Source organism: Roseateles subflavus, from assembly GCF_030285365.1.
GTDB lineage: Bacteria > Pseudomonadota > Gammaproteobacteria > Burkholderiales > Burkholderiaceae_C > Roseateles_B > Roseateles_B subflavus.
Genome location: NZ_JASVDS010000010.1, coordinates 19,252 through 41,143 on the forward strand (window position 1 = coordinate 19,252; position 21,892 = coordinate 41,143).

General features: G+C 66.4%; 23 protein-coding genes. 12 read left to right on the top strand and 11 right to left on the bottom strand.

Translation table 11 applies throughout. The annotated features are described in order from the left end of the window. Positions 1–646: 646 nt before the first annotated feature. The 6 genes from QRD43_RS22715 to QRD43_RS22720 form a co-directional block, all read right to left on the bottom strand. Positions 647–1,375, bottom strand: coding sequence for a TniQ family protein (locus QRD43_RS22715; RefSeq protein ID WP_350339830.1), 729 nt, complete (start codon positions 1,373–1,375; stop codon positions 647–649). Then, entirely contained in the window at positions 1,372–2,328 is a 957-nt protein-coding gene (locus QRD43_RS21925; RefSeq protein WP_285984652.1) for a TniQ family protein, read from the bottom strand. Before QRD43_RS21925 ends, QRD43_RS22715 begins: the two co-directional genes overlap by 4 nt. Further along, positions 2,329–3,288 (bottom strand): AAA family ATPase, encoded by a 960-nt coding sequence (locus QRD43_RS21930; RefSeq protein WP_285984653.1) that lies wholly within the window; start codon positions 3,286–3,288, stop codon positions 2,329–2,331. Between the two features lie 6 nt (positions 3,289–3,294). Further along, positions 3,295–5,295 carry an integrase catalytic domain-containing protein gene (locus QRD43_RS21935; RefSeq protein ID WP_285984654.1) on the bottom strand — a complete coding sequence of 667 codons (2,001 nt, stop codon included), beginning with the start codon at positions 5,293–5,295 and terminating at the stop codon, positions 3,295–3,297. 75 nt (positions 5,296–5,370) lie between these two features. Further along, a complete protein-coding gene (locus tag QRD43_RS21940) occupies positions 5,371–6,099 on the bottom strand; it encodes a TnsA endonuclease N-terminal domain-containing protein (protein ID WP_285984655.1) in 729 nt (242 codons plus the stop codon). Positions 6,100–6,248: 149 nt separating this feature from the next. Next, complete coding sequence (locus QRD43_RS22720; RefSeq protein WP_350339831.1) at positions 6,249–6,494, bottom strand: DNA-binding protein; 246 nt, start codon at positions 6,492–6,494, stop codon at positions 6,249–6,251. A gap of 732 nt (positions 6,495–7,226) precedes the next feature. Between QRD43_RS22720 and QRD43_RS21945 the strand changes: the two genes are divergently transcribed. Next, positions 7,227–7,796, top strand: coding sequence for an MOSC domain-containing protein (locus QRD43_RS21945; RefSeq protein ID WP_285984656.1), 570 nt, complete (start codon positions 7,227–7,229; stop codon positions 7,794–7,796). A gap of 18 nt (positions 7,797–7,814) precedes the next feature. Here the strand turns inward: QRD43_RS21945 and QRD43_RS21950 are convergent, their stop codons facing one another. After that, a complete protein-coding gene (locus QRD43_RS21950; protein WP_285984657.1) occupies positions 7,815–8,888 on the bottom strand; it encodes an alkene reductase in 1,074 nt (357 codons plus the stop codon). Between the two features lie 182 nt (positions 8,889–9,070). Here QRD43_RS21950 and QRD43_RS21955 point away from each other — a divergent pair, with 182 nt between their 5' ends. After that, the gene (locus QRD43_RS21955; RefSeq protein ID WP_285984658.1) at positions 9,071–9,925 is read left to right on the top strand and encodes a 23S rRNA (adenine(2030)-N(6))-methyltransferase RlmJ; all 855 of its coding nucleotides are present in this window, start codon (positions 9,071–9,073) and stop codon (positions 9,923–9,925) included. Between the two features lie 63 nt (positions 9,926–9,988). On the opposite strand, the gene QRD43_RS21960 is transcribed toward QRD43_RS21955, so the two are convergent. Further along, entirely contained in the window at positions 9,989–11,179 is a 1,191-nt protein-coding gene (locus QRD43_RS21960; protein ID WP_285984659.1) for a M48 family metalloprotease, read from the bottom strand. A 220-nt stretch (positions 11,180–11,399) separates the two neighbouring features. Here QRD43_RS21960 and QRD43_RS21965 point away from each other — a divergent pair, with 220 nt between their 5' ends. The 6 genes from QRD43_RS21965 to QRD43_RS21990 all read left to right on the top strand — a co-directional run bounded on the left by QRD43_RS21965 (position 11,400) and on the right by QRD43_RS21990 (position 16,967). Next, the gene (locus QRD43_RS21965) at positions 11,400–12,308 is read left to right on the top strand and encodes an EamA family transporter (protein WP_285984660.1); all 909 of its coding nucleotides are present in this window, start codon (positions 11,400–11,402) and stop codon (positions 12,306–12,308) included. Positions 12,309–12,349: 41 nt separating this feature from the next. Then, the gene (locus QRD43_RS21970) at positions 12,350–13,042 is read left to right on the top strand and encodes a hypothetical protein (RefSeq protein ID WP_285984661.1); all 693 of its coding nucleotides are present in this window, start codon (positions 12,350–12,352) and stop codon (positions 13,040–13,042) included. 119 nt (positions 13,043–13,161) lie between these two features. Beyond that, the gene (locus QRD43_RS21975) at positions 13,162–14,457 is read left to right on the top strand and encodes a glycoside hydrolase family 18 protein (protein ID WP_285984662.1); all 1,296 of its coding nucleotides are present in this window, start codon (positions 13,162–13,164) and stop codon (positions 14,455–14,457) included. Positions 14,458–14,687: 230 nt separating this feature from the next. Continuing rightward, a complete protein-coding gene (locus QRD43_RS21980) occupies positions 14,688–15,824 on the top strand; it encodes a TonB-dependent receptor (RefSeq protein ID WP_285984663.1) in 1,137 nt (378 codons plus the stop codon). A gap of 32 nt (positions 15,825–15,856) precedes the next feature. Continuing rightward, the gene (locus QRD43_RS21985) at positions 15,857–16,294 is read left to right on the top strand and encodes a type 2 periplasmic-binding domain-containing protein (RefSeq protein WP_285984664.1); all 438 of its coding nucleotides are present in this window, start codon (positions 15,857–15,859) and stop codon (positions 16,292–16,294) included. Positions 16,295–16,382: 88 nt separating this feature from the next. Then, on the top strand, positions 16,383–16,967 hold the full coding sequence (locus QRD43_RS21990; protein ID WP_285984665.1) for an NAD(P)H-dependent oxidoreductase: 585 nt from the start codon (positions 16,383–16,385) through the stop codon (positions 16,965–16,967). Positions 16,968–17,000: 33 nt separating this feature from the next. On the opposite strand, the gene QRD43_RS21995 is transcribed toward QRD43_RS21990, so the two are convergent. Both QRD43_RS21995 and QRD43_RS22000 read right to left on the bottom strand, forming a co-directional pair. Beyond that, complete coding sequence (locus QRD43_RS21995; RefSeq protein WP_285984666.1) at positions 17,001–17,594, bottom strand: hypothetical protein; 594 nt, start codon at positions 17,592–17,594, stop codon at positions 17,001–17,003. Further along, positions 17,587–18,495, bottom strand: coding sequence for a LysR family transcriptional regulator (locus QRD43_RS22000; RefSeq protein ID WP_285984667.1), 909 nt, complete (start codon positions 18,493–18,495; stop codon positions 17,587–17,589). Before QRD43_RS22000 ends, QRD43_RS21995 begins: the two co-directional genes overlap by 8 nt. 114 nt (positions 18,496–18,609) lie before the next feature. On the opposite strand from QRD43_RS22000, the gene hppD reads away from it, so the two are divergent. From hppD to QRD43_RS22020, 4 genes are all read left to right on the top strand, one after another. Further along, positions 18,610–19,653 (top strand): 4-hydroxyphenylpyruvate dioxygenase, encoded by a 1,044-nt coding sequence (hppD, locus tag QRD43_RS22005; RefSeq protein WP_285984668.1) that lies wholly within the window; start codon positions 18,610–18,612, stop codon positions 19,651–19,653. Between the two features lie 139 nt (positions 19,654–19,792). Beyond that, positions 19,793–20,194 (top strand): response regulator transcription factor, encoded by a 402-nt coding sequence (locus QRD43_RS22010; protein ID WP_285984669.1) that lies wholly within the window; start codon positions 19,793–19,795, stop codon positions 20,192–20,194. Between the two features lie 190 nt (positions 20,195–20,384). Beyond that, positions 20,385–20,783: a response regulator transcription factor gene (locus QRD43_RS22015; protein ID WP_285984670.1), complete on the top strand. Its 399-nt coding sequence runs from the start codon at positions 20,385–20,387 to the stop codon at positions 20,781–20,783. A gap of 15 nt (positions 20,784–20,798) precedes the next feature. Continuing rightward, positions 20,799–21,173: a methylglyoxal synthase gene (locus QRD43_RS22020; RefSeq protein WP_285984671.1), complete on the top strand. Its 375-nt coding sequence runs from the start codon at positions 20,799–20,801 to the stop codon at positions 21,171–21,173. Positions 21,174–21,177: 4 nt separating this feature from the next. On the opposite strand, the gene QRD43_RS22025 is transcribed toward QRD43_RS22020, so the two are convergent. Continuing rightward, positions 21,178–21,843: a dienelactone hydrolase family protein gene (locus QRD43_RS22025; RefSeq protein ID WP_285984672.1), complete on the bottom strand. Its 666-nt coding sequence runs from the start codon at positions 21,841–21,843 to the stop codon at positions 21,178–21,180. Between the last annotated feature and the right edge of the window lie 49 nt (positions 21,844–21,892).

Here is a 21,892-nt window from a genome sequence, read left to right on the forward strand (position 1 = left end):
TGTGGGCACGACGTTTGAGCCGCGGTCGACCGACTGGTGCTGGAGGTTAAGCAGCCGGCCAGAGCCAGCGGCGTCTAATGACCGGTCTGCGTGGTCACTGACGTTCAGGCGGAGCACTGTGAAGGACCGAGGTCAGCCTAATGCAGCCCCGACCCCGCTCGATCTCGTCCAGGAGTCGCTTCCCGGGTTAGCGGCGACCTGTTCATCGAGCGGGGCTCCATGAAGGGCCCTTTGAATCATCATCCAACTCCGTGCGCATTGATGCGGTACTGCTGCAGGAAGTGCGCTGCCTTTGCTGCGCGAACTCGTTCCACCAACTGGGTGGCCTTCTGCGCGCCAGCATCGGTCAGCCGAGTTGCTTTAACTGACGCCAAGAAGCGAGCTCGCTCAGCCTTGGCAGCGCGAAGGCGCTTCACAGCGAGCTTGGAAAGACGCTGTCTAGCGAGTCTTTTGGCCGAAGACTTTGATGTCACCATGTTTCGAGTCTAGGTCGATATGCCTTGAAATGGGCTGCTGCCGGTTTGGCATCATTCCCGTGGGATCAGCACAGCCATCATCGGGCGCCCTTCTGGCGGACTGACATGGGGCTGGTGTAGCCCTTCAGCAGGTGAGTGGTGATGCGAGCGTTGTCGGCACTAGGGGGCCTCTATGCTCGCCTCGGAATCAGTCCGTTCTGGTCCACACTTCGAAGTGCCTTCAGTGATCTGACGGCGGTCTGTCCTTCGACGCGAAACCAGCCGTGATACAGCGCTGATAGGACGGCTCTTCCGTTGCCAAGTCGGGCCTTCTCCCAATCATTGCTGTCGCTTGCAGAGGGGCGCAGCAGTTGAGGCTCGCCGTCGGCGAGCGAGCCAGCGCATCGACGGCAGGCATCCAACTCCGCAATTCCCTTGCCAGTCGGGCCCGCATGAAGCAGCGATAGCGGCAAACGAATCTTTGCCTGGCAGTGGGGGCATGCGTCCTCTAGCAGGCAGTTGTGCAATGGGCAGTGAATAAAGCAAGCAAATCGCCAGTGGATGCGGATGTGGGGCGTGCGGTCAGACTCAAGACACAGTGGGCAGAATCGGTAGCAACTTCTCTTTCGCTCGTTGAGGAGCAGCCGATCGGGCGAGATGCCCGTTTGCTTGAACCCAGCCATTACGCGTCGAGCGATCTCCAGCCTGGCAATCGCCGCTACGCCCTTCGGCAGACCGAAGGGATACATGGAGGGGAACAGTAAGTCGAGGTCTCCTACGACGGGCCAACCCAGATGCTCCGCGATGTGCCGCACCGAGGTGCCCTGCCTCAAGGCAGTACGAGTGAGCCAAGATGCGGGGGTCTCGAAGTCGATAGCTTGGCAAACCTCCACAAGTTCGTCGAATCGCTTCGGATTCATGACCAGCCTTCAAACAGGTCGCCTTGCCGGTGAAGCAGCTTTCGTGAGGTTCGCCAGCGTGAAGGCAACCGTAGTCGACGTCGAAGAGTTGCCGCGGCATTGCGATCCGCCAGAGTGACTCCGCGATACGCCTGCTCAGCGAGAGAGTCTCCGCTGCTAGGAAGGAGCTTGATGCTTGGCGCTTGACCGCATTCGAGCTCAGCGAGTGCCGCAAGACCCTGTTGCAAGACGACGTCCACTGCTGAAGTTGCAAGCCATGGACCTGGCGAGTTGAGCTGGGCGCCACGCAATGCACGCGTGCCTCCTCCAAGGCATATGGCAAGGCGGTAAATCCCGTCAGCACTGAGCCCGATAAGGCCCTCGAAGGGAGATGCGGGCAGCGGTGCTTGCTGGATGGCGGCTTGCACCGTAGCGGAGAGCCACGAGCACCAGGCGAGGATCAAAGGATCTGCAACTTGGAGATTGTCCTGCGGCCTGGAGATGAAGGCTCCGCAGCGGCATACCTCAATGGCAGGGCGATGCGGCATCAGAGATCTGCCGCATTCCGCACACCGATCCACAAGCAGCAACCTGTGCACCGGGCAGGCGACGAACGCCATCAGGTCCCACTCTAGGCGCGCGAAATGCTTGTCAGCGAGGCATTCAGGGCAGACCTGCCCATAAAGAGCTCGCACGGTCCAGTCGCTGCGCCAGCGAAGGCCGAAGAGATCCAACTCGCTCCAACGTTCGCCGGCCACTGCTGTGGGGATTCGGCAGGAAAACCAAGAGGCCGCCACGCCAGTCAATGACTCGTAGAGCCGGGCGTCTTCCGGCGAAATGTGGCGGCGAGCAGTGCCACGGCGAAGTGCAAGAAGGTCGCGAACGTTGGCGCCGTTTGCTGTCAGGGCGCGCAGCAGATAGCCCTCTGCTGACTCAAGGGCCATCGGCTCTAGCTCAATTGCCATCGCGCTCATCTAGCTAGCCCAGGGGTTGCTTGAGCGGGCCGTCGATCCGAAGACGCGGTCAAAGGCCGTGGAGGCTAGCTGAACCTCCAGCTTCCTGCTTCCCGCATCAACGGCGACCAGGACCATTTCCGTGAGCAAGTCCTTGAGCGACCGAAGGTTGCCTTGGGTCGCCTGATGCAGTGCCTTCCGTTGGCGGTCGGTATCGAGGAGCGATAGGTCGACACCCGCGCATTGCTTGATGAAGGCCTTCACTACACCTAACCAGGGTCCGGACAGCGTGAAGTTGCTGAATTCAAGCCGCACCGGACATCTGCTTGCGAGGAACGGATCGGTATCCGCGAGGCGCGCCAGGTCTGGGCCGCCGACGAGACACAGCCCTACGCGCGCCACATCCATCAATTCCGAAAAATAGTTCGTTAATGCCGTCCCGCTTCCCTGTGCTCGTCCTCCGCCATAGGATGACCTGCAAAGGTTGTGTGCTTCGTCGACAAAGATGAGGCGAGTGCCCTTTCGGCGTACCGCTTGGTATGACAGGCCCTTCTTGACGCCGACGGTCGTGCTCGTGACCTTGGGGAAGGGGTAGTCCAGCCGACACAGTACGGCCTCAACGACAGTGCTTAACGCTACTGAACGAGCCAAGCGAATTGATATTGCCCCCATGCCTGGATCGATCGATTTAGAAGCTGGAAGGGAGCGCTGGAAGTAGTCGATCAGCGTGGACTTCCCGCTGCCTGGAGGACCGCAAAGTAGGAGTCCCTTTGGCACGCTGAACTCGTGGCCAAGTTGGAACGTCCTGTCCATCGCGGCAAGGCCGTCCCGGAAGTCCGAGTGCGTCACAACCAGCTTGTCGATGACATGCGCCGTTCTCAATGCTTCCGCGGAGTAGGTTGTCAGCCGCCGGGCCTTGAGCTGTAGTCCGTCGTCATCGCCATCTGGTTCTGGCTGCGTGTAGTGATCAAATGCGTTCACGCGACCTCACAACATGGCAAAGGCTTCGAAGTCGGGGATGCTCGTGGACAGCGGAACAAGTTCATCGTCCGTGAGTAGCGGAACTGATTCGGCCGGTCGTCTCTCGAGGGGGGCTGTATCGCATTGCCTGTTCGGCAGCAGGACATGGCTCGAGGTCAGGCCTGCCATTGCACGCAGCTGGTTGCCTTTGAGGCGCTTGCCGATTACGGCTTGCGAGTTCCAGGTGTCTGCGAGTTCAGCCTTGGTGCGCATCAGGTATTCGGGAATCTGGCGGCGGGTAAGGTCACCCTTTAGCTGTGCCCGAATTGCTTTGTGCTGGACGAGGGACAAGTCTGCGGTGTACTCGGGCTGGCAGCTTGGTACTGGAAGCCAGCCATTGCTGCGTGGGTCTTGGACATGAATCATGTTCAAGTCTTCAGGATTGAATTTGATGTTGGCCTTGAACGTCAGACCGACGTGGCGCCGGATCTGTTGCAGTTCGATGCTGTTGAAGCGCAAGTAGTTCATGACCACCCCCTCATTTCCAACCGTAAGCGACTTGCTAACGGCAACGATGATGTCCAACTCGCTGGTGCTCGTAGGGAGATTGGGTGGCAACTGCTTCTCCATTCCTTCCGAAAATCGATCGAAAGGAAGCCAAAGCTTCCGTTCATTCGGTTCGAATGGATGGATGTCTACAAAGGCCTTCTGGAGCCCGCTGCACAAAGCACTGAAGGTGATTGCCGCTGACTTGTCTGGGTTCGCTGGCAAGTAGTTGTCCAGCCGCTTCTCTACCCGCCCTTGAGAGGGAAGGTAGGCGCACAGTGCGCCAAGTGCGCGTTCGACAAAGGGCTTGAGCCAAGGCTGGCGGACCGCGCAGAAGCGCAGGTCGGTGTTCAGATGCTGTGCGATCGCCAAGAACTGAGGGGAGTGGAACTCAAGTCCGTTGTCCACCACCATCAGTGACGGGATTCCGTAAGGCAGCCACTTTTGCTCGAGGTTCTGACCTTGGCAGTACTCGTCCTTTGGAGAAATTGCCACTTTGAGTGCAGCCAATGAACTGGCGAGACCTGTTCCCCAGAAGGAGATGAAGAAGCCTGCGACGTAGCCCGAAAATGCATCGATTAGGACGGTGATGGTTGGGCGTCCCAGCGGCATGCCGCTTATGTCGCTGATAACCACGATGTCCAGGACTGTGTGGTCGATCTCGTACCTTTGCATCGGACGCCGAGCGTCTATGCCCTTTAAAGAGTAGCGCCACTCGTTGCGGGCGTAAGCCCTGCCGAAACGGCTGACGTCGCGCTCGTAGGGAGGTACCTCATCGATCAACCTCCGCAACGTGCTGGCGCTAATCGACATAACCGGAGTGCCGTTCTTCGCAGCTTCCCGTGCGAGTGCGGCGTCAATCTGCACATGGGTCGCAGCTGCCGTGGGCCGTGCTTGGGTGCAATAGAAGGTGCGAACCTTGTCCCGGGCAATGCGCAGGACGTTACTGTCCAGACGCTTGGGAGTGACTCTCATTGAATGACGACGAAGTAGGCTAACGATGTTGCCGCCGCTTTCCTCCCAACGTTTCATCCATTGCATGACTGTCCAAGCGCTAGGGACCCGGGGATCCAGCATTTGCTCGGCGTCCGCACTGCCTTTGGGAATGAGGCCCTTCAAGTCGCTGACGGCGTCTTGGATCCTTCCGTACATGCCCCGACTCAGGCCCATCCGCTTCATGTGAATGACATATCGGTACCGTCGCTGCACTTCCTTTGCGTCGTGAGGCGCGAAGTCGTCCAAAGTCTTGATCAATGGCACGGCGCTGTTCGGTGCCGAAGATGCGGATATCTGATCTCCATGGACGACGACGTACTTCTTGGCGAGGATGCTTCGCTGAAGAGCTGACGGTGTCAGCGTATGGGGCGTGCCAGTGATCTGGTCGATGAAGACCAGCAGGCCGTCCTGTAGCTGGCGCTCAAGACGCCATGTGCGGTCTCCATGCCGAACGATCAGTCCGACCGTCAACGAATAGGTGCTCATCGCGCTCCTCCAAGATGAATTGGAGTGCGACGAGAGCCCTGTGCATGCGGGCGTTGCGTGCAGCCTGTCTGAGACTTAAGTGCCTTCAGATGGCGGGGGAGTCCCAGTTGTATGGTTGCACTGTTGGTATGGTTGGTTGCTACCTGGCCATGGACCACTGCCAAGCCAAGCTGCAAGTGAGAGTTGCTCATCCGCGGTTTCCTGCGTAGTGAGCCAATCCTCAGGGGCAAGTCTCAACGATGGGTCGGTGACGAGATGACGCCGGCCAACAGCATGCAGGATCAACGCTTCCCTGTAGCCTGCCGCGAGGGCGTCCTGCACAAGCACTTTTCGCTTCCGCTGAACCCAAGCGGTCAGCGCTTGGAGCGCATCATTCGGGGCTGCCCTTTTCGCTGAATCCAGGATCTCTGTCGCCCGCGCAATTCGTTCCTCGGTCACGTGCTCATCCGTGCAGACGTAGTAGTTCATTTGCTTGGCCTGCAGCAAGGCGGCGCAAGCATTGAACTTCGACACGTGGTCAGTAACAAATTTCTGCGGCTTGACCTCGACTATGGCCTTTACGTCGTCCACTAGAGTCAAACCGAGATCCGGGATGTGAGAGCGCGCTTGGTCATCGTCGATGTACGCCAGCGTCGTCGGCTGATGCTGAATGTGCCTCACGAGAGGGCACATAAGCAGAACCTTGATCACCCCTGCTTCTAGATCGGACTCATGATGAATCGGCGAGTCTTGGAACCAAGTGGCGCTAATCGAACCGACGCTGCGGTGGTTCGACCGATGAATGACCTGACGTGCTGGTTTCATGCCCGAGTATTGGCAATACAAAGCCACCCCGACCGGTGGCCGGGGGCTTGACGTCGTGCGCAAGAGGGTAGAAACTAAAGGTGCTAACTTGGTTGTTTCTACAGCCCCTAAGCGCCGATCTGTCGAAAGACGGGTCGGCGTTTTTGTTTCTACATGGCGTCCTCCGCATGGGGTGGGGCTTCCACTGCCTTTGATGATGGCCAGCTGGGCTTCAATCCCAGAGCCACTGCGATTCGATGTGAGTCCCCACGTAGCGCGTGGCAACGGCCGCTCAGGACTTGGTACACCGTAGTCAGGGGGAAGTCGCGGTCCCGAGCCCAGGAAGCAATGGACTCGCCTCGCAGATAGAACTCCTGCTTCACGCGCGCTAAGTCCTGCTGAGTGATCTTTGGCATGGTCGGCGACAACACAATTCGTACCGAACATTATTACCAAATGCGAGGTTTTTGCAAATTGGTTAATAAATTGCGCCCAAGCTGCTGAGCGTTTGCATGTTACATGCGCGGAGTTTGCATTTGGAATGCACTTTTAATGCATCTGGCATGCATTGGGCTTCGATTTTGACGCTGGGGTTGTTTAGATAATTTGTGAACTCAATGAATAATTTCATTGATATTTGCAAACTCAACGAGCATTGATTGCAGGACCCCATGCGCAGGTGCGCGCTAAACATCTGATGTCCCTGAAAGCCCATTGCATGACTCAATGAACTTCGACACCTGCACTGGTCTGAATCTGGTGTCGAAGTTCATTCAGTGCCGAACGTTGTTCACGCCGTTCTGGTCGTCACAGGACGCTACGCCACGCTGGAGCCGGCGCTCGGGTGAGTGTGGCGACATGGCCATGCGGTGCGCATCGGCGCGCCGGACGGCCATGGGGATCTGCGCAAGCGGTTGTGAAGGGAGCGGCACATCGGTCTGGCCCACAGTTGCAGCACCGATGTCCGATCGGCCGCGTGACCGGTCATTGGGCCAACGTCCGGGAGTCCATCCGTGAAAGGCTGACCGGTGGCTGGGGACGCCGGGGCGATTCAACCGGGGGCCGGCGCCGGACCGCAGGCCGTCTGGCCAGCCTGGGCAAGCCGCAGGCCTTACAGTGCGGCACCCTGGCCCACTTCCGCTTCTGCCATGCGCCTGAATTCGCTCAACACCGGCCGCGTCCACTCCCTGCTGATCGACGGCCGCTCCCATGCCAGCGGCATCCGCAAGGCGCCGCGCGAGGGGCGCATTGCCGTGGCGCCGCTGGGGCTGGAAGGAGACGAGCAGGCGGATCTCAGTGTGCACGGCGGCCTGAGCAAGGCGATCTATGCCTATCCGCAGGCGCACTACGCCTTCTGGCAGACGGTGCGGGCGCAGGCGAAGGCGGCCGGGTGGGACGAGCCGCTGGCCCCGGGCGCGCTGGGCGAGAACCTGACGCTGGACGGGCTCGTGGAGCAGGACGTCTGGGTGGGGGACGTCCTGCGCTTCCCGGACTGCGAGCTGGCCGTGAGCGAGCCGCGCCAACCCTGCTTCAAGTTCAATGCCGTGATGGGCTTCAACCAGGCGGCGAAGCTGATGAGCCAGAGCGGCTGGTGCGGCTTCTACCTGGCGGTGCTCACGCCCGGCACCCTGCAGGCCGGCGAGGCCTTCGCGCTGGTGCCGGGGCCCCGCGAGGTCAACATCGCGGAGCTGTTCCGGGCGAGGCGGCGGCGCGACTGACCCGCGCCGCGCCCGGGCTCAGGCGAGGGCCGGGTAGTCCGTGTAGCCCTTGGCGCCGCCGCCGTACAGCGTGGCGCGCTCCACCGGGGCAAGCTCGGCGTTCAGGCGCAGACGGCGCACGAGGTCCGGATTGCTGATGTAGTCGCGGCCGAAGGCCACCAGATCGGCCTGGCCGTTCGCCACGGCCTGCATGGCCATGTCGCGGCTGTAGCCGTTGTTGACCATCCAGGCGCCCTTGAAGCGCTGGCGCAGGGCGTCGTAGTCGAAGGGGGCGATGTCCCGGGCACCTCCCGTCTGTCCCTCGATCACGTGCAGGAAGGCCAGGTTCAGCGGGGCCAGCTGCTCGACCGCATGGTTGAACAGCGCCTGGGCCTGGCTGTCCTGGCCGGCGTCGTTCACAGGCGTGACGGGGCTCAGGCGCAGGCCGGTGCGCCCGGCGCCGATGGCCTGGCTCACCGCCGTCATGACCTCGACGAGGAAGCGCGCCCGGTTCTCGATCGAGCCGCCGTAGGCATCGGTGCGGTCATTGATGCTGTCGCGCAGGAACTGGTCGATCAGGTAGCCGTTGGCGCCGTGCACCTCGACGGCATCGAAGCCGGCCTCCATGGCGCAGCGCGCGGCATGGGCGTAGCTGGCCACGACACCGGGGATCTCGTCGGTGCGCAGGGCGCGGGCCGGGGTGACGGTCTCGAGGCCGCGCGACGTGAAGGTCTTGGCCTCGATGTGGCGGGCCGTGGACGACACCGGTGCGCCGCCGTTCGGCTGGAAGTCGGCATGGGAGATGCGGCCCACATGCCACAGCTGCACGGCAATCTTGCCGCCCTCGGCGTGCACGGCGTCGGTGACCCGCTTCCAGGCCTCGACCTGCTCGGGGCTGTAGATGCCCGGGGTGTCCAGGTAGCCCTGGCCCTCGGGGCTGATCTGGGCGCCCTCGGTGATGATGAGACCGGCATTCGCGCGCTGGCGGTAGTACTCGACGGCCAGCGGGCCGGGCTTCAGGCCGACCGAGCGGCTGCGGGTCAGCGGCGCCATGACGATGCGGTTGGCAAGCTCGAGGTCGCCGACGCGGAGGGGATCGAAGAGTTGGGGCATGGGGCTTCAGGGGCGGCACGGGGCCGCGAGATCAGGAAAGTGACGCTAGCGTAGCCAAGCTGGCCTCGGCCCGCCTGCCACCCCGGCGACAGCGTGGCGCCCCGCCCGGACTTGGGCGCACGGGCTGCAGCCCCGGCGCCGCTGTGCTAGGTGACGCGCGAGCCGCTTGCTACAGTGCGCACATGCTCGCCTATCGACACGCCTTCCATGCCGGCAACCATGCCGACGTCCTCAAACACCTGGTGCTGGCCCGGGTCCTGCGCTACCTGGGCGAAAAGGACAAGCCCTACACCCTCGTGGACACCCACGCCGGCGCCGGCGGCTACTCCGTCGAGGGCCGCTATGCCCAGAAGAACGCCGAGTACGGCACCGGCATCTCCCGCCTCTGGGACCGCAAGGACCTGCCGGAGGCCCTCGCGGCCTATGTGCAGCTGGTCAAGGACTTCAATCCCGACGGGCAGCTGCGCCAGTACCCGGGCTCGCCGGCCATTGCCAACCTGCTGATGCGCGAGGCCGACCGCCTGCGTGTCTACGAGCTGCACCCGACGGACCACCGCATCCTCGCCAGCTACCTGGCGGAGCGCCCCAACACGCAGGTGTCCGACAAGGACGGCTTCGCCTCGCTCAAGGGCGAGCTGCCGCCGCCCTCGCGCCGCGGGGCGGTGCTGATGGACCCGCCCTACGAGATCAAGACGGACTACGGCAAGGTGCTGGCCGCGCTGCGCGAGGGCCTGCAGCGCTTTGCAGACGGCGTCTACATGATCTGGTACCCGCAGCTGCAGTCCCTGGAGTCGGCCCAGCTGGCCACGCGCCTCAAGGCCACGGCCGACGCCTCCGCCAAGAAGGGCTGGCTGCATGTCCGCCTGACCGTCACCCAGCCGGACGAGCGCGGCTTCGGCATGCTGGGCAGCGGCATGTTCGTGGCCAACCCGCCCTTCACCCTGCACGAGGAGCTGCAGGAGTGCCTGCCCTATCTCGTCGAACACCTCGGCCAGTACGACGGCGCGAACTTCGTGCTGGAGCAGCGCGCGAGCTGAGTCCCGCCGCGCCATGAAAAAAGGGGGCCGAGGCCCCCTTTGTCTTGGCGATCGTCCCTCGTGTCAGGGAATGCCGTGCTCGCAGTTCATCGGCAGCTTCTTCAGCGTCAGCTCGCCGCTGGTCTCGCAGACCCACAGCAGGCTGCCGTCCTTCTGCACCTGGGGCACCAGGTCCAGCGTGCCCTTGCCCAGGGGAAGGGACAGCGTCATGTTCTCGCCGTTGAGGCTCATGCGCTGGCCGGTGGGCAGGGTGTCGCTGATGCCCAGCTGCTCCAGGCTGTCCGGGATGGTCTCCTGGTCCTTGTAGTAGGTCGAGAGCGCCTGGCGGGCGGGCGCCGAGTCCATCAGCAGCGTCACGGCCTTGGAGCGCAGCTGGTACTCCTGGTACGCCGGAAGGGCGATGGCCGCCAGCACGCCGACGATGTAGACCAGCATCAGCAGGCCGAAGCCGGCGCCGAGTCGACCGGCATAGGGCACGAACACGGCCAGCAGGTAGGCCAGCGGATTGCGCGAGGGCACCTTGGCGTCCGGCAGGACGCGGGCGACGCGCTTGGTGTGCCAGGGGTAGGCGGCGCAGAGCTCATGGAAGGACATCCAGAAGCCGCGCGTCTCGCGCAGCTGCTTCAGGTAGCTCGGCAGGTTGAGGTCACGCCAGCGCTGCGAGCCGGCCGCCAGCGCGGCCAGCGCGCGGGCCGCGCCTTCGGGCGTCTTGCAGCAGGCGGCGCCGTGGAGGTCGCAGGTGTACTCGCGGGCTCGCGAGTAGGCGGCGCCCAGCAGCGGCAGCCACAGCACCGGCCAGCGCAAGACCTGACCCTGCAGGTGCTTCATGCGCAGATGGCCGAGCTCGTGCCCCAGGTAGAAGCGCACGCCGTCCTCATGCTGCGCCATGGCCTCCAGCGTGCCGCTCAGCAGCACGACGTACTGGGTGCCCAGGAAGCGCGTGGCGAAGGCATTGAGCATGCCGTCGCCGTTGAGCACGTAGGCGCGCGGCAGCTTGGGCATGTCCAGGCGGCGGCAGCAGTCCTCGAACTGGTCCCAGAGGTCCGGGAACTGGTTGGCCGTCAGCTCGACGCCGTTGCCCTTGATGTAGGAGATCAGCGCCGACTGCGCGAAGACATAGACCAGGAACGCGAACAGCAGGCCGATCAGCGCGGTGCCGAAGGTCCCGACGATGAGCCCCAGCCAGACGATGACGCCCAGCACCAGGGTGATCAGGCCCAGGGTGCGTTCCTTGGGGTAGACGAGTTCTTTCATTCAACTTCCTGTTAGGCCGCCGGCCCTTGCGGACGGTGGGCATGGCTGGGGAGGCGCCCGGGAGCGCGACGCGCGATTGTGCCCAGTCGCTGCACGGGATCAGACCCCCTTATGGGGGAATCGAGCCGTCCCGTGCGATCTCCGAGGCCCTGCGGCGGCGGCGCACCGGGCCGCCTGCTAGGCTCCATCCCTTTGCGCAGCCGCGCTTGCGAGGCGTCCCTTGAGTGCTTCCGGCAGACTTCCCCTTCGTCACTTCCTGCTGGCCCTGGCCGTCGTGGCCATCTGGGGCAGCAACTTCGTCGTGATCCGCCTCGGGCTCAATGCCTTCCCGCCGCTGCTCTTTGCGGCGCTGCGCTTCTCGCTGGCGGTGTTGCCGGCCATCTTCTTCCTGCCCCGTCCGGACGTGCGCTGGCGCAATCTCGCGGCCTATGGTGCGCTCGTGGGGGTGGGGCAGTTCGGCCTGCTTTACCTCGCGATGGGCTCGCAGATCTCGCCGGGGCTGGCCTCGCTCGTGATCCAGACGCAGGTCTTCTTCACGCTGCTGCTGGCCATACGCATCACGCACGAGCCGGTGCGGGGCTTCCAGTGGGTCGCGCTGGCCCTGGCGGCCTGCGGCCTGGGCGTGATCGCCAGCCACACGGACGGCAGCACCACCGTGCTCGGGCTGGGGATGGTCCTGCTGGCGGCCTTCAGCTGGGCCAGCGGCAACATCGTCGGCAAGCAGGCCGGGCGCGTGAACATGCTGGCCTACGTGGTCTGGAGCAGCGTGTTCGCCGCGCCGCCGCTGTTCCTCATGTCCCTGATCTTCGAGGGCCCGGCCCGCATCGGCGACGGGCTGGCCCAGGCGAGCCTGGGCGCCTGGGCCTCGGTGGCCTGGCAGGCCTTCGCGAATACGCTGTTCGGCTACGGGGTGTGGAGCTGGCTGCTCTCGCGCCATCCGGCCTCCCAGATCGTGCCGATGGCGCTGCTGGTGCCGGTCTTCGGCATGAGCACCGCGGCCTGGTATCTGCATGAGCCGCTGCCCGACTGGAAGCTTGGCGCCGCCGCGCTGGTGCTCAGCGGGCTCGCGCTGAACCTGCTGTGGCCGCTGCGCCCCTGGGCACGCAAGCCGGCAGCCGAGCGCGCCTGAGCGGCACTTCCGGCGGGGGCCAGGCGGCGTATGCTGACGCCATGAAGCTGCCCCGCCGAAGCCTCCTCTGCCTTGCCGGCGCCCTGGCGCTGGTGCCCGCCGCCTGGGCGGCCGAACCTCGCGTCAACCTGTGGGTCGAGCTGCGCTGGGTCGACAGCCGCGTCAGCCAGGCCGCCGTCGCGGGCGTGCGGGACGGCGCGGTGGTCGTGGGCACGGGGGGCTCGGTCTCGCCGCGGGGCGCGGTCGTGCTCAGCACCGATCAGCAGGCCTCGCAGGGCCAGCTGCTGCAGCGCCTGACGGTGCTCAACGGTTACAGGGCCTCCGTGCAGCTGGGTGAGCTCGTGCCCCTGCAGTGGGTGGACGTCAGCGTGCCGCTCGCCGGCGGCGGCGACCCCGCCACGGCCCCGCGCGACGCCGGCCGTGCGCAGCTGCGCCAGGGCTATGTCGAGCAGCTGCGCGGCTTCACGCTCGAACCGCACTGGCCCGGTGGCCGCGAGCCCGTGCGTGTGACGCTGCGGGCGCAAGACCTGACCCCCACCGGCAACGGCATGCCCGGCCAGCCGGCCGCGCGCACGGAGATCGAGTCCACCGCGCTCGTGCCGCTGGACGAATGGGTGACGCTGGCCCGCAGCGGCGGGTCGCTGCGGCGCACCGAGCGCGGCACCTTCAGCAGCCGCGATGCCGAGGGCGTGAGCAGCCGGGAGCTGCAGGTGCGGATCCAGGCGGCACCCTGAGGGCGGCCCGTCGGCCCGTCGGCCTGGCGCGCCGCGCCCGTCTCCAGCTTGCTGTTAATTGGTATTTAAGTGGCATTTGAAATGCGCTAGGCTGCGAGGCCTTGTGTGGAAGGAATGTCATGCTGAACCTCGTCCGGCCCCGCCGTCTCTGCCGCAGCGTCGGCCTGCTGCTCGTGGCTTGCGTCGTGGCGGCTGCGTGGGCGCAGCCGCCGGTGTCGTCCCGGCTGGCTCCGCGGCCGGCGGCCGGCCTGTTCAAGCCGGGCGCGCTGGACTTCGAGCCGACCAGCGGCAAGGTGCTGGGCCTGTACGTCGCGAACTGGGAGCCGGTGAGCCGTGTGGCGGCGCTGCCGGGCGGCAGCCTGACGCATGTGCTCTATGCCTTCCTGCGGGCCTGCGGGCCGGGGCAACTGCCCAAGGATGGCCCCAGGTGCGCCGGCCGACCCGACCATGCGCTGGGCTGGGGGCCGGTCGACGCGCGCTTCGATGAGGCCTTTGCCGCGCTCAAGGCGCGTGCGCCGCAGCTCAAGGTGCTGGCCTCGGTGGGCGGCTGGGGCGGCTCGGATCCCTTCTTTCACTTTGCCAACGAGGCGCCGCGGCGGGCCGTGTTCGTGGCCTCGGCCTTGCAGTTCCTGCGGGAGCATCCGTCCTTCGATGGCCTCGACATCGACTGGGAGCACCCGGGCGGCAACGGCAGCGCCAACGGCGTGGCGCTGGGCAGCCCGGCCGATGGCCAGGGCTTCGCCGACCTGATGCAGGACTTGCGCGCGGGGCTGGATCGCCTGACGGCCGAGACGGGACGCCCCTACCAGCTCACGGTGGCCGTCAATCCGATCCGGCAGATCACCCGGCGCATCGACTACCGCCGCGCGGCGCCGGCGCTGGACCTCGTCTTCATGATGAGCTACGACTACCACGGCGGCTGGTCCGAGCGGGTTGGGCATCACAGCGCGCTGCGCGGCTCCGGGCCGGACTCCGACGACGACCTGGCGTCCTCGGTGCAGAACCTCGTCGCGGCGGGCGTGCCGCGGTCCAAGCTCGTCGCTGGCGTGGCGATGTATGGCCGCGGGTTCAGCGGCGTGTCGCAGCCGGCGCACGGGGCGGCGAAGTCCGGCGCCTTCCCGGGCAGCGAGGGGTCCCTGGGATGGGCTGCGCTGTCAAGGCGTTATTTCGATGGGCAAGGGCGGCCCCTGCACGGCTACGAGGTGCGCTTCGATCCTGTCACCCAGTCCTACGCGATCTACCACCCGCGGCTGCAGCTGTGGATCGGCTATGACGACCCGCGCGCCGTGATCGCCAAGGGCCGCTTCGTGCGCGAGGAGGGCCTGGCCGGCGTCTTCGCCTGGGAGTGGAGCCAGGACGATGGCGTGCTGTTCAACGCGATGAACCGGGGCCTGGGTCACCCGGCGCTGCCCTGAGCCCGCGCTGACCGCCGCGAGGCATTGCGTGCAGAAGTGCACGCCTTGAGCGCCAAAGCGCGCAGGAAGGTGGCGCTCGCACCACGACCCAGCAAAGCAGTCTGGCTTGCCCCCCCTTCACGCAAGGGCCCCCGGCTATAACCGGGCGACTGGCCTGCGCTGCGCCCTTCCGGGCATCGCAGGCCTGACGGTTCATTCTTGAACGCCTGCCATGTTGTAAGGGGGATTCGATGCGTACTGTTCGTTTGCGTCTGGTTCCGGCCCTGCTGGGCCTGTGGGGTGCGGGTCTGCTGGGCGCGACGGCCCAGGCCCAGGAGTGGAAGACCTCGGGCTTCGCCTCGCTGGTCGTGGGGCGCAGCTCCGGCGCCTGTGTGAGTGACACGGGCATGGCCTCGTCCTACCAGTCCGACTGCACCCGCTACATCGCCGACTGGGCGCATGCCGGCGTCTATTCGCAGGACTGGAGCGCCTCGCAGGAGACGCGGGCCGGCGTGCAGCTGACCTGGACCCCCACGAAGGACTGGTCCGCCACCACGCAGATCACGGCGCGCACGCGGCCGGACCAGCACCTCAACCTCGAGTGGGCCTACCTGAGCTGGACGCCCAGCCCCAGCTGGACGCTGCAGGCGGGCCGCAAGCGGCTGCCGCTGTACTTCTATTCGGACTTCCAGGACATCGGCTATGCCTACAACACGATCCGGCCGAGCCCGGACGTCTACGGCTGGGACGTCGTCAACTACAACGGCCTGAGCGCCGCCTGGCGCACCGAGCTGGGCGGCTGGAACCTGCGCGTCGAGGGCCTCTACGGTGGTGAGACGAGCAAGAAGAACCCCTACTCCAAGATCGTCAGCGACGATTCGCTGGACGTGCGCTGGTCCGGCATCGTGGGCGCCGTGGCGGAGCTGGAGCACGACTGGTTCAGTGCCCGTCTGAGCTACATCCGTTCCGACTTCCAGCAGGGGCTGCATGGCCAGGGCTGGGGGACGCTGCCGGATGGCTCGATGAAGGGGCGCCAGTCCTTCATCGGCATCGCGCTGAATGCGGACCCGGGGGAATGGGTGCTGCGCTCGGAGTTCGGCCGCTCCAAGCGGCCGGCCGTCGGCTACGACGCCGACTACTACCTCGCCACCGTGGGCCACCGCTTCGGCCCCTGGACCCCCACGGTTGGCATCAGCCAGTACAAGGAAAAGGCCCGCCTCGCCGACTACTCGGCGCTGGACACCCGCAGCCTGCTGCTCGCCGTGCGCTACGAGCTCAACGCCAGCAGTGCGCTGAAGCTGCAGTGGGACCGCGTGCGCGAGCACGGCGCCCAACCCTTCGCGGGCAATGCCAACGCCCTGACGGCCTCCTGGGACCTGGTGTTCTGAGCCGCCGTCGCGTGAAAGACAAGGAGATGAAGATGGTGCATGCAAAGAGTTTCAGAAACGTGGCCTGCCTGCTGGCCGGCGGACTCCTGGCGCTGGCGGCGCAGGCGCAGGTGGCGGTCATCGTCAACCCGAAGAGCAGCCTGGCCAACCTGACGCCCGAGGCCGCGGCGAGCGTGTTCCTCGGCCGTGCCAACGCCTTGCCCGGCACCGCCGGCACGGCGGCGCTCGTGGACCTGCCCGAGGGCAGTGCGGCCCGCGATCAGTTCTACAGCAAGGCCGCCGGCAAGACGTCCGCGCAGGTGAAGGCCGCGTGGTCCCGCCTGACCTTCTCGGGCAAGGCGACGCCGCCCAAGGAAGTGGCCACCGCGGCCGACGTGAAGAAGTTCGTGGCGGCGAACCCCGAAGCCGTCGGCTACATCGAGAAGTCCGCGGTCGACAGCACCGTGAAGGTGGTGCTGACGCTGGACTGAGGGCCGGCGCGATGCCTGCTTGAGATCAAGTCGCGGCCGCTGATCCCGGGGCATGCTGGGGGCAGCCGCACTCGCCCCGGAGGGCCTCATGACACGCATCCTCATCCTGCAGGGCCACCCGGACGCCGGGGCGCCCCACCTCTGCCACGCGCTGGCTGAGGCCTATGCCGCGGGCGCGCGCGAAGCGGGCCATGAACTGCGCCAGCTCGACGTCGCGCGGCTGGACTTCCCCCTGCTGCGCTCGCAGCAGGACTGGGAGCACGGGACGCTGCCGGAGGGCTTGCGGCAGGCCCAGGACGACATCGCCTGGGCGCAGCACCTGCTCATCGTCTTTCCCCTGTGGCTGGGCGAGATGCCGGCGCTGCTCAAGGGCTTCCTGGAGCAGGTCGCGCGGCCGGGCTTCGCCTTCAAGGCCGAGGGCGGCAACCCCTTCGGCCGCAAGGGCCTGCAGGGGCGCTCGGCGCGGGTGCTGGTCACCATGGGCATGCCGGCGCTGGTGTACCGCTACTACTTCCGCGCGCACAGCCTCAAGTCGCTGGAGCGCAACATCCTCGGCTTCGTCGGCATCGCGCCGATCCACGAGACGCTGATCGGCATGGTCGGGCAGATGAGCGCCGCGCAAGCGCAGGCCCACCAGGAGAAGCTGCGACGGCTGGGGCAGCGGGCGGCCTGACGGCGGACCGGTGCCGCTCTGCCGGCGCCCCGCTCAGTGCCACCAGCGCAGCCAGCGGCTGCTGAGGGCCTGCCGCCAGTTGACGCGGGTGAACAGCCACACGCCCAGCAGCAGCAGGCACTGGCTGACGACGAAGTAGATCCCGGAGGCCAGGCCGCTGAACTGCAGCTGCAGCTGGCGCCCGGCATAGCTGCCCCCGATCACGGCCAGCGTGTAGCTCACGAACCGGCCGGCGAAGAAGGGCCAGGCCAGCAGGCGCAGCGGGGCGCGCGCGAGGCCGTAGGCCAGGAACAGCACGTTGGAGGGCAGGGGGCTGATGGCGAACGCCAGGAAGGCCAGCGTGCTGGCGCGCTGGTGGCCGTCGATGGCGCGGGCCACGGCGAGCATGTTCTCGCGCATGGACGGCCGCATCCAGCGGCTGTCGCTGATGCGCTGGGCCGAGCGCGCCAGCAGCAGCCGCCCGCCCGTGGCCGCGCAGGCCGCGACGCCGGCGATGGCCAGCGGCGCCGTGCCGGGCTGCTGCAGGGCGTAGAAGGCCAGCAGCATCCAGGTCGGCGGCGCGAAGGCCGGCATGGCATTGAGCACGAACACGCCGCCCGCCAGCAGCAGCAGGCTGAGTTCAGGCATCGCGTGCTCCGGAAGGCGACGACGGGCGGCTCGCGGGGGCCAGCAGCTCGACCAGGCGCTGCCCGGCGCGCCCGAGCGGGCGGTCCAGGCGCTGCACGAGCCAGGGCGTGAAGCGGTAGCGGGAGCCGCCCTCGTAGGCCAGCTCCAGCAGGGCGCCGCTGGCCAGGGGCTCGTCCGCCAGGTAGCGGGGGATCCAGCCGAAGCCCATGCCCATCAGCAGCGCCTGGCGCTTTGCCATGAAGCCGGAAAGATAGAAGACGCGTTCACCACCAAACATGTGTCGATCATCGCCGCGTTCGCTGCTGTCCTGCACGCTCAGCTCCACATGGGCCTGCAGCTCCGCCAGCGTGGCCGGGCGGCCCTGCCGGGCCAGCGGATGCCCGGGCGCGACGCACAGCACGCATTCGACCTCCGGCAGCGCCAGCGCGCGGCACTGGGCGGCGGGCTCGTACTCCTTGACCAGCATCAGGTCGGCGCGGTCCTTCTCGAAGCGGTACTGCACGCCGTGCAGGAACTCAATCTTGAGCTGCACCCGGGTCGGGATGCCTTCGTCCGCCAGCTGCTTGAGCGCCTGCAGCGTGTCCGCCTGCGGCAGGATGCCGTCCACCACGACCAGCAGGCGCGGCTCCCAGCCCGTGGCGAGCTGCTGCGCGAGTGCCTCGACCTGGTGCGCGTGCTGCAACAGGCGCCGCCCCTCGGCCAGCACGGCCTCGCCTTGCGGCGTGAGCCGCACGCGGTAGCCGCTGCGGTCCAGCAACGGCAGGCGCAGCTGCTCCTCCAGCTTCTTGACCTGGTAGCTCACGGCCGAGGTCACCTTGTGCAGGTGCTCGGCCGCCTGCGCGTAGCTGCCCGTGGTGACCACGGCGTCGAGCGCGGCAAGGGCGTCCAGGTCGAGCTTCATGATCGATTTTCTTGAATGAGTTTCACAAGGAAATTCGCTTTCTTCGAATTTAAGCCCCTAGAAAAATCAGGGTCAATCCATCCAACGGCTTCTTTCAGGAAAAGAGGAGACCCCATGAGCCAGATCAATCCCTGCGGCCTGCGCGGCATCGAGTTCACCGAGTTCTGCGGCCCCGACCTGCAGCACCTGGAAGACCTGTTCTGGGCCTTCGGCTTCTCCAAGCTGCGCCGCCATGCGCAGAAGAACATCAGCTACTTCCGCCAGAACGACATCCATTTCCTGCTCAACGGCGAGCGGGACGGCCACTCGGCCCAGTTCGCCCGCCGGCATGGCCCGGCCATCAGCGCGATGGGCTGGCGCGTGGACGACGCCCAGGCCGCGCTGCAGGCCGCCGTGGCCCGTGGCGCCGTCGAGGTGCCGGCCGCCCTGAAGGACCATGCCTATCCGGCCGTCTGGGGCATCGGCGAGAGCGTGATCTATTTCATCGGCGCCGACCAGGCCGCCTCTGCCCCGCTGTCCCTCTACGAGCGCGATTTCGTGGCGCTGGAGCAGCCGCTCGTCCAGCCGGACAAGGGCTTCCTCGTGGTCGATCACCTGACCAACAACGTGCCGCCCGGCGAGCAGGACCGGTGGGCCTCGTTCTACAAGGACATCTTCGGCTTCACCGAGGTGCGCTACTTCGACATCCAGGGCGTCAAGACCGGCCTGACCAGCTTCGCGCTGCGGTCGCCGGACGGCTCCTTCTGCATCCCCATCAACCAGCCCAAGGACGACAAGGACCAGATCGCCGAGTACCTGCGCGAGTACAAGGGCCCGGGCGTGCAGCACCTGGCCTTTCTGACGAGGGACATCCTGGCCTCGCTGGACGCGCTCGAGGGCAGCCCCATCGAGACGCTGGAGATCGATGCCGACTACTACGCCGAGGTCTTCGACCGCGTGCCCGGCGTGCGCGAGGACCATGCCCGCCTGCAGCAGCACCAGGTGCTCGTGGACGGCGACGAGCAGGGCTATCTGCTGCAGATCTTCACCAAGAACATCATCGGCCCGATCTTCATCGAGATCATCCAGCGGGCAAACAACCTGGGCTTCGGCGAGGGCAACTTCGGCGCGCTGTTCCGCTCGCTCGAGAAGGACCAGGAACGCCGCGGCCTGATCTGAGCCGGCCCCGGCAGGCACACGGGGCGCACAAGGCACCCGACGGCGCCCACAAGTTCACGCGGGGGCGCTGCGCGCACGGCCGGTGTCCGCCGGGAGGCGGCCCGCCGGCGCTAGCCTAGCGGGAGCCGGAGCCCCGCCCATGACAAAGAAGTTGCTGGTCGTCGAAGACCAGTCCGAGATCCGCCAGTTGCTGCGCATGACCCTCGAGGACGACGACCTCGAGATCTTCGAGTGCGCGGATGCCGCCACGGGCGAGATCCTCGCGCGGCAGATCATGCCGGATGCGATCGTGCTCGACGTCATGATGCCGGGCCCCTTCGACGGGCTCGAGCTGTGCCGGCGCCTCAAGACCGACCCGACGATGTCGGCCATCAAGGTGCTGATGGTCAGCGCCCGCGGCCATCGCAACGATGTGCTGATCGGCCGCCAGGCCGGCGCCGACGAGTACCTCGTCAAGCCCTTCAGCCCCCAGCGTGTGGCCGAGCAGCTCCGCGCCTGGTTCGACGGGCCGCCGCCCCTGCAGCCCGACATCGCGGTCTGAGCGCGGATCGCCCGCCCGCGGACGCGGGTCCGGGCAAACACCGAGCCCCCGGTTCGTGACATTTGTCGCGCGCCGTGGGCCGCCGTCACCGGAATCAGGCCGGCGTCAGGACAAACCCCTTGGTCAGGTGTTGCGTGCTTTGCGACCCTTCGCCCGGTTTCCCGACACCCCCCTTTTTGAAAGGTGCGTGATGCGCAAGCAGTTGTTGCTCATTGAATCCCGGACGGACATCCGCCAGCAGTTGCGAGCCAGCCTCGAGACCGAGGACGTCGACATCCTGGAATGTGCCGACGCTGCCACGGCCGAGATCCTGGCCCGCAGCTGCCGCCCGGATGCGGTCGTGCTGGACCGCTTCATGCCCGGCCCCGTGGACGGCATGGAGCTGTGCCGTCGCATCAAGGCGGACCCGAGCCTGTGGCGGACCAAGATCCTGATGCTGGGCGGCAACCAGTTCGAGGACATCGTCATCGACCTCGCCGACGGCGCCGACGAGTACCTGCCGGAGGCCTGCCCCGCCCATCACGTCCAGCAGCAGCTCTCCGCCTGGCTGGAAGACGTGCCCGAGACGATTCTCGATATCTCGCTGTAACTGCCGCGCCCTATCATGGGCCGCATGAAGCTGGCCCTGATCGCCCATGACGGCAAGAAGCAGGAGATGGTCGCGCTTGCGACCGAGTTCCGCGGATTCCTCGCCCGCTGCACGCTGATGGCCACCGGCACGACCGGCGGCCGCCTGCAGCGCGAATGCGGCCTCACGGTCGAGTGCCTGCTCTCCGGCCCCCTGGGCGGTGACCTGCAGATCGGGGCCCGCCTGGCCGTGGGCGAGGTGGACGCCGTGATCTTCCTGCGCGACCCCATGACGCCGCAACCGCACGAGCCGGACATCAACGCCCTCGTGCGGGCCTGCGACGTGCACGACGTGCCCTGTGCCACCAACGTCGCGAGCGCCCGCCTGCTGCTGGGCGCGCTGCAGGGCTAGCGGTTCAGGCCAGGTGCATCTTCAGGAAGGCGACGCTGCGCTGCCAGGCCAGCGCCGCGGCGGCCGCGTCGTAGACCTCGGGGCGGGCCGCGTTGAAGAAGGCGTGGTCGGCCTCGTAGTGATGGCACTCAGGCGCCTGGCCCGCACCACGCATCGCCGATGCCAGCTGCGCGGCCGCAGCGGGCGTGCACCAGTCGTCGCGCGTCGCGAAGTGGCCCTGGAAGGGCACGCGGATGCGGGCCGGGTCGGCGAAGGCCGCCGGCGGAATCCCGTAGAAGCACACCGCCGCGCCCAGCTCGGGCACATGCACCGCCGCGGCGACGGTGAGCGCACCTCCCATGCAGAAGCCGAGCGTGCCCACCTTGCGCCCTTGGGCCGCCAGATGCAGCACGGCTCCGCGCAGGTCCTGATGCGTGGCATCGGGGAAGTCCAGCCCATTCATGAGGTGGCTGGCCTCGTCGGCGCTGCTCGCGAGACGGCCGCGGTAGAGGTCCGGGGCGAGCGTCTCGAAGCCGGCGGCGGCGAAGCGGTCGGCCACGGCGCGGATGTGGTCGTTGAGCCCCCACCATTCCTGGATCAGCACCAGCCCGGGCGAGCCCGGCGCGGCCGATGCCAGATAGCCCTGGCTGCGCTGCCCGTCCGGGCGGCTGAACTCGATCATCTGTCCCATGCGGCGTCTCCTGGCAGGTGGTGGACGGGAGCTGGCTATCATCGCACCG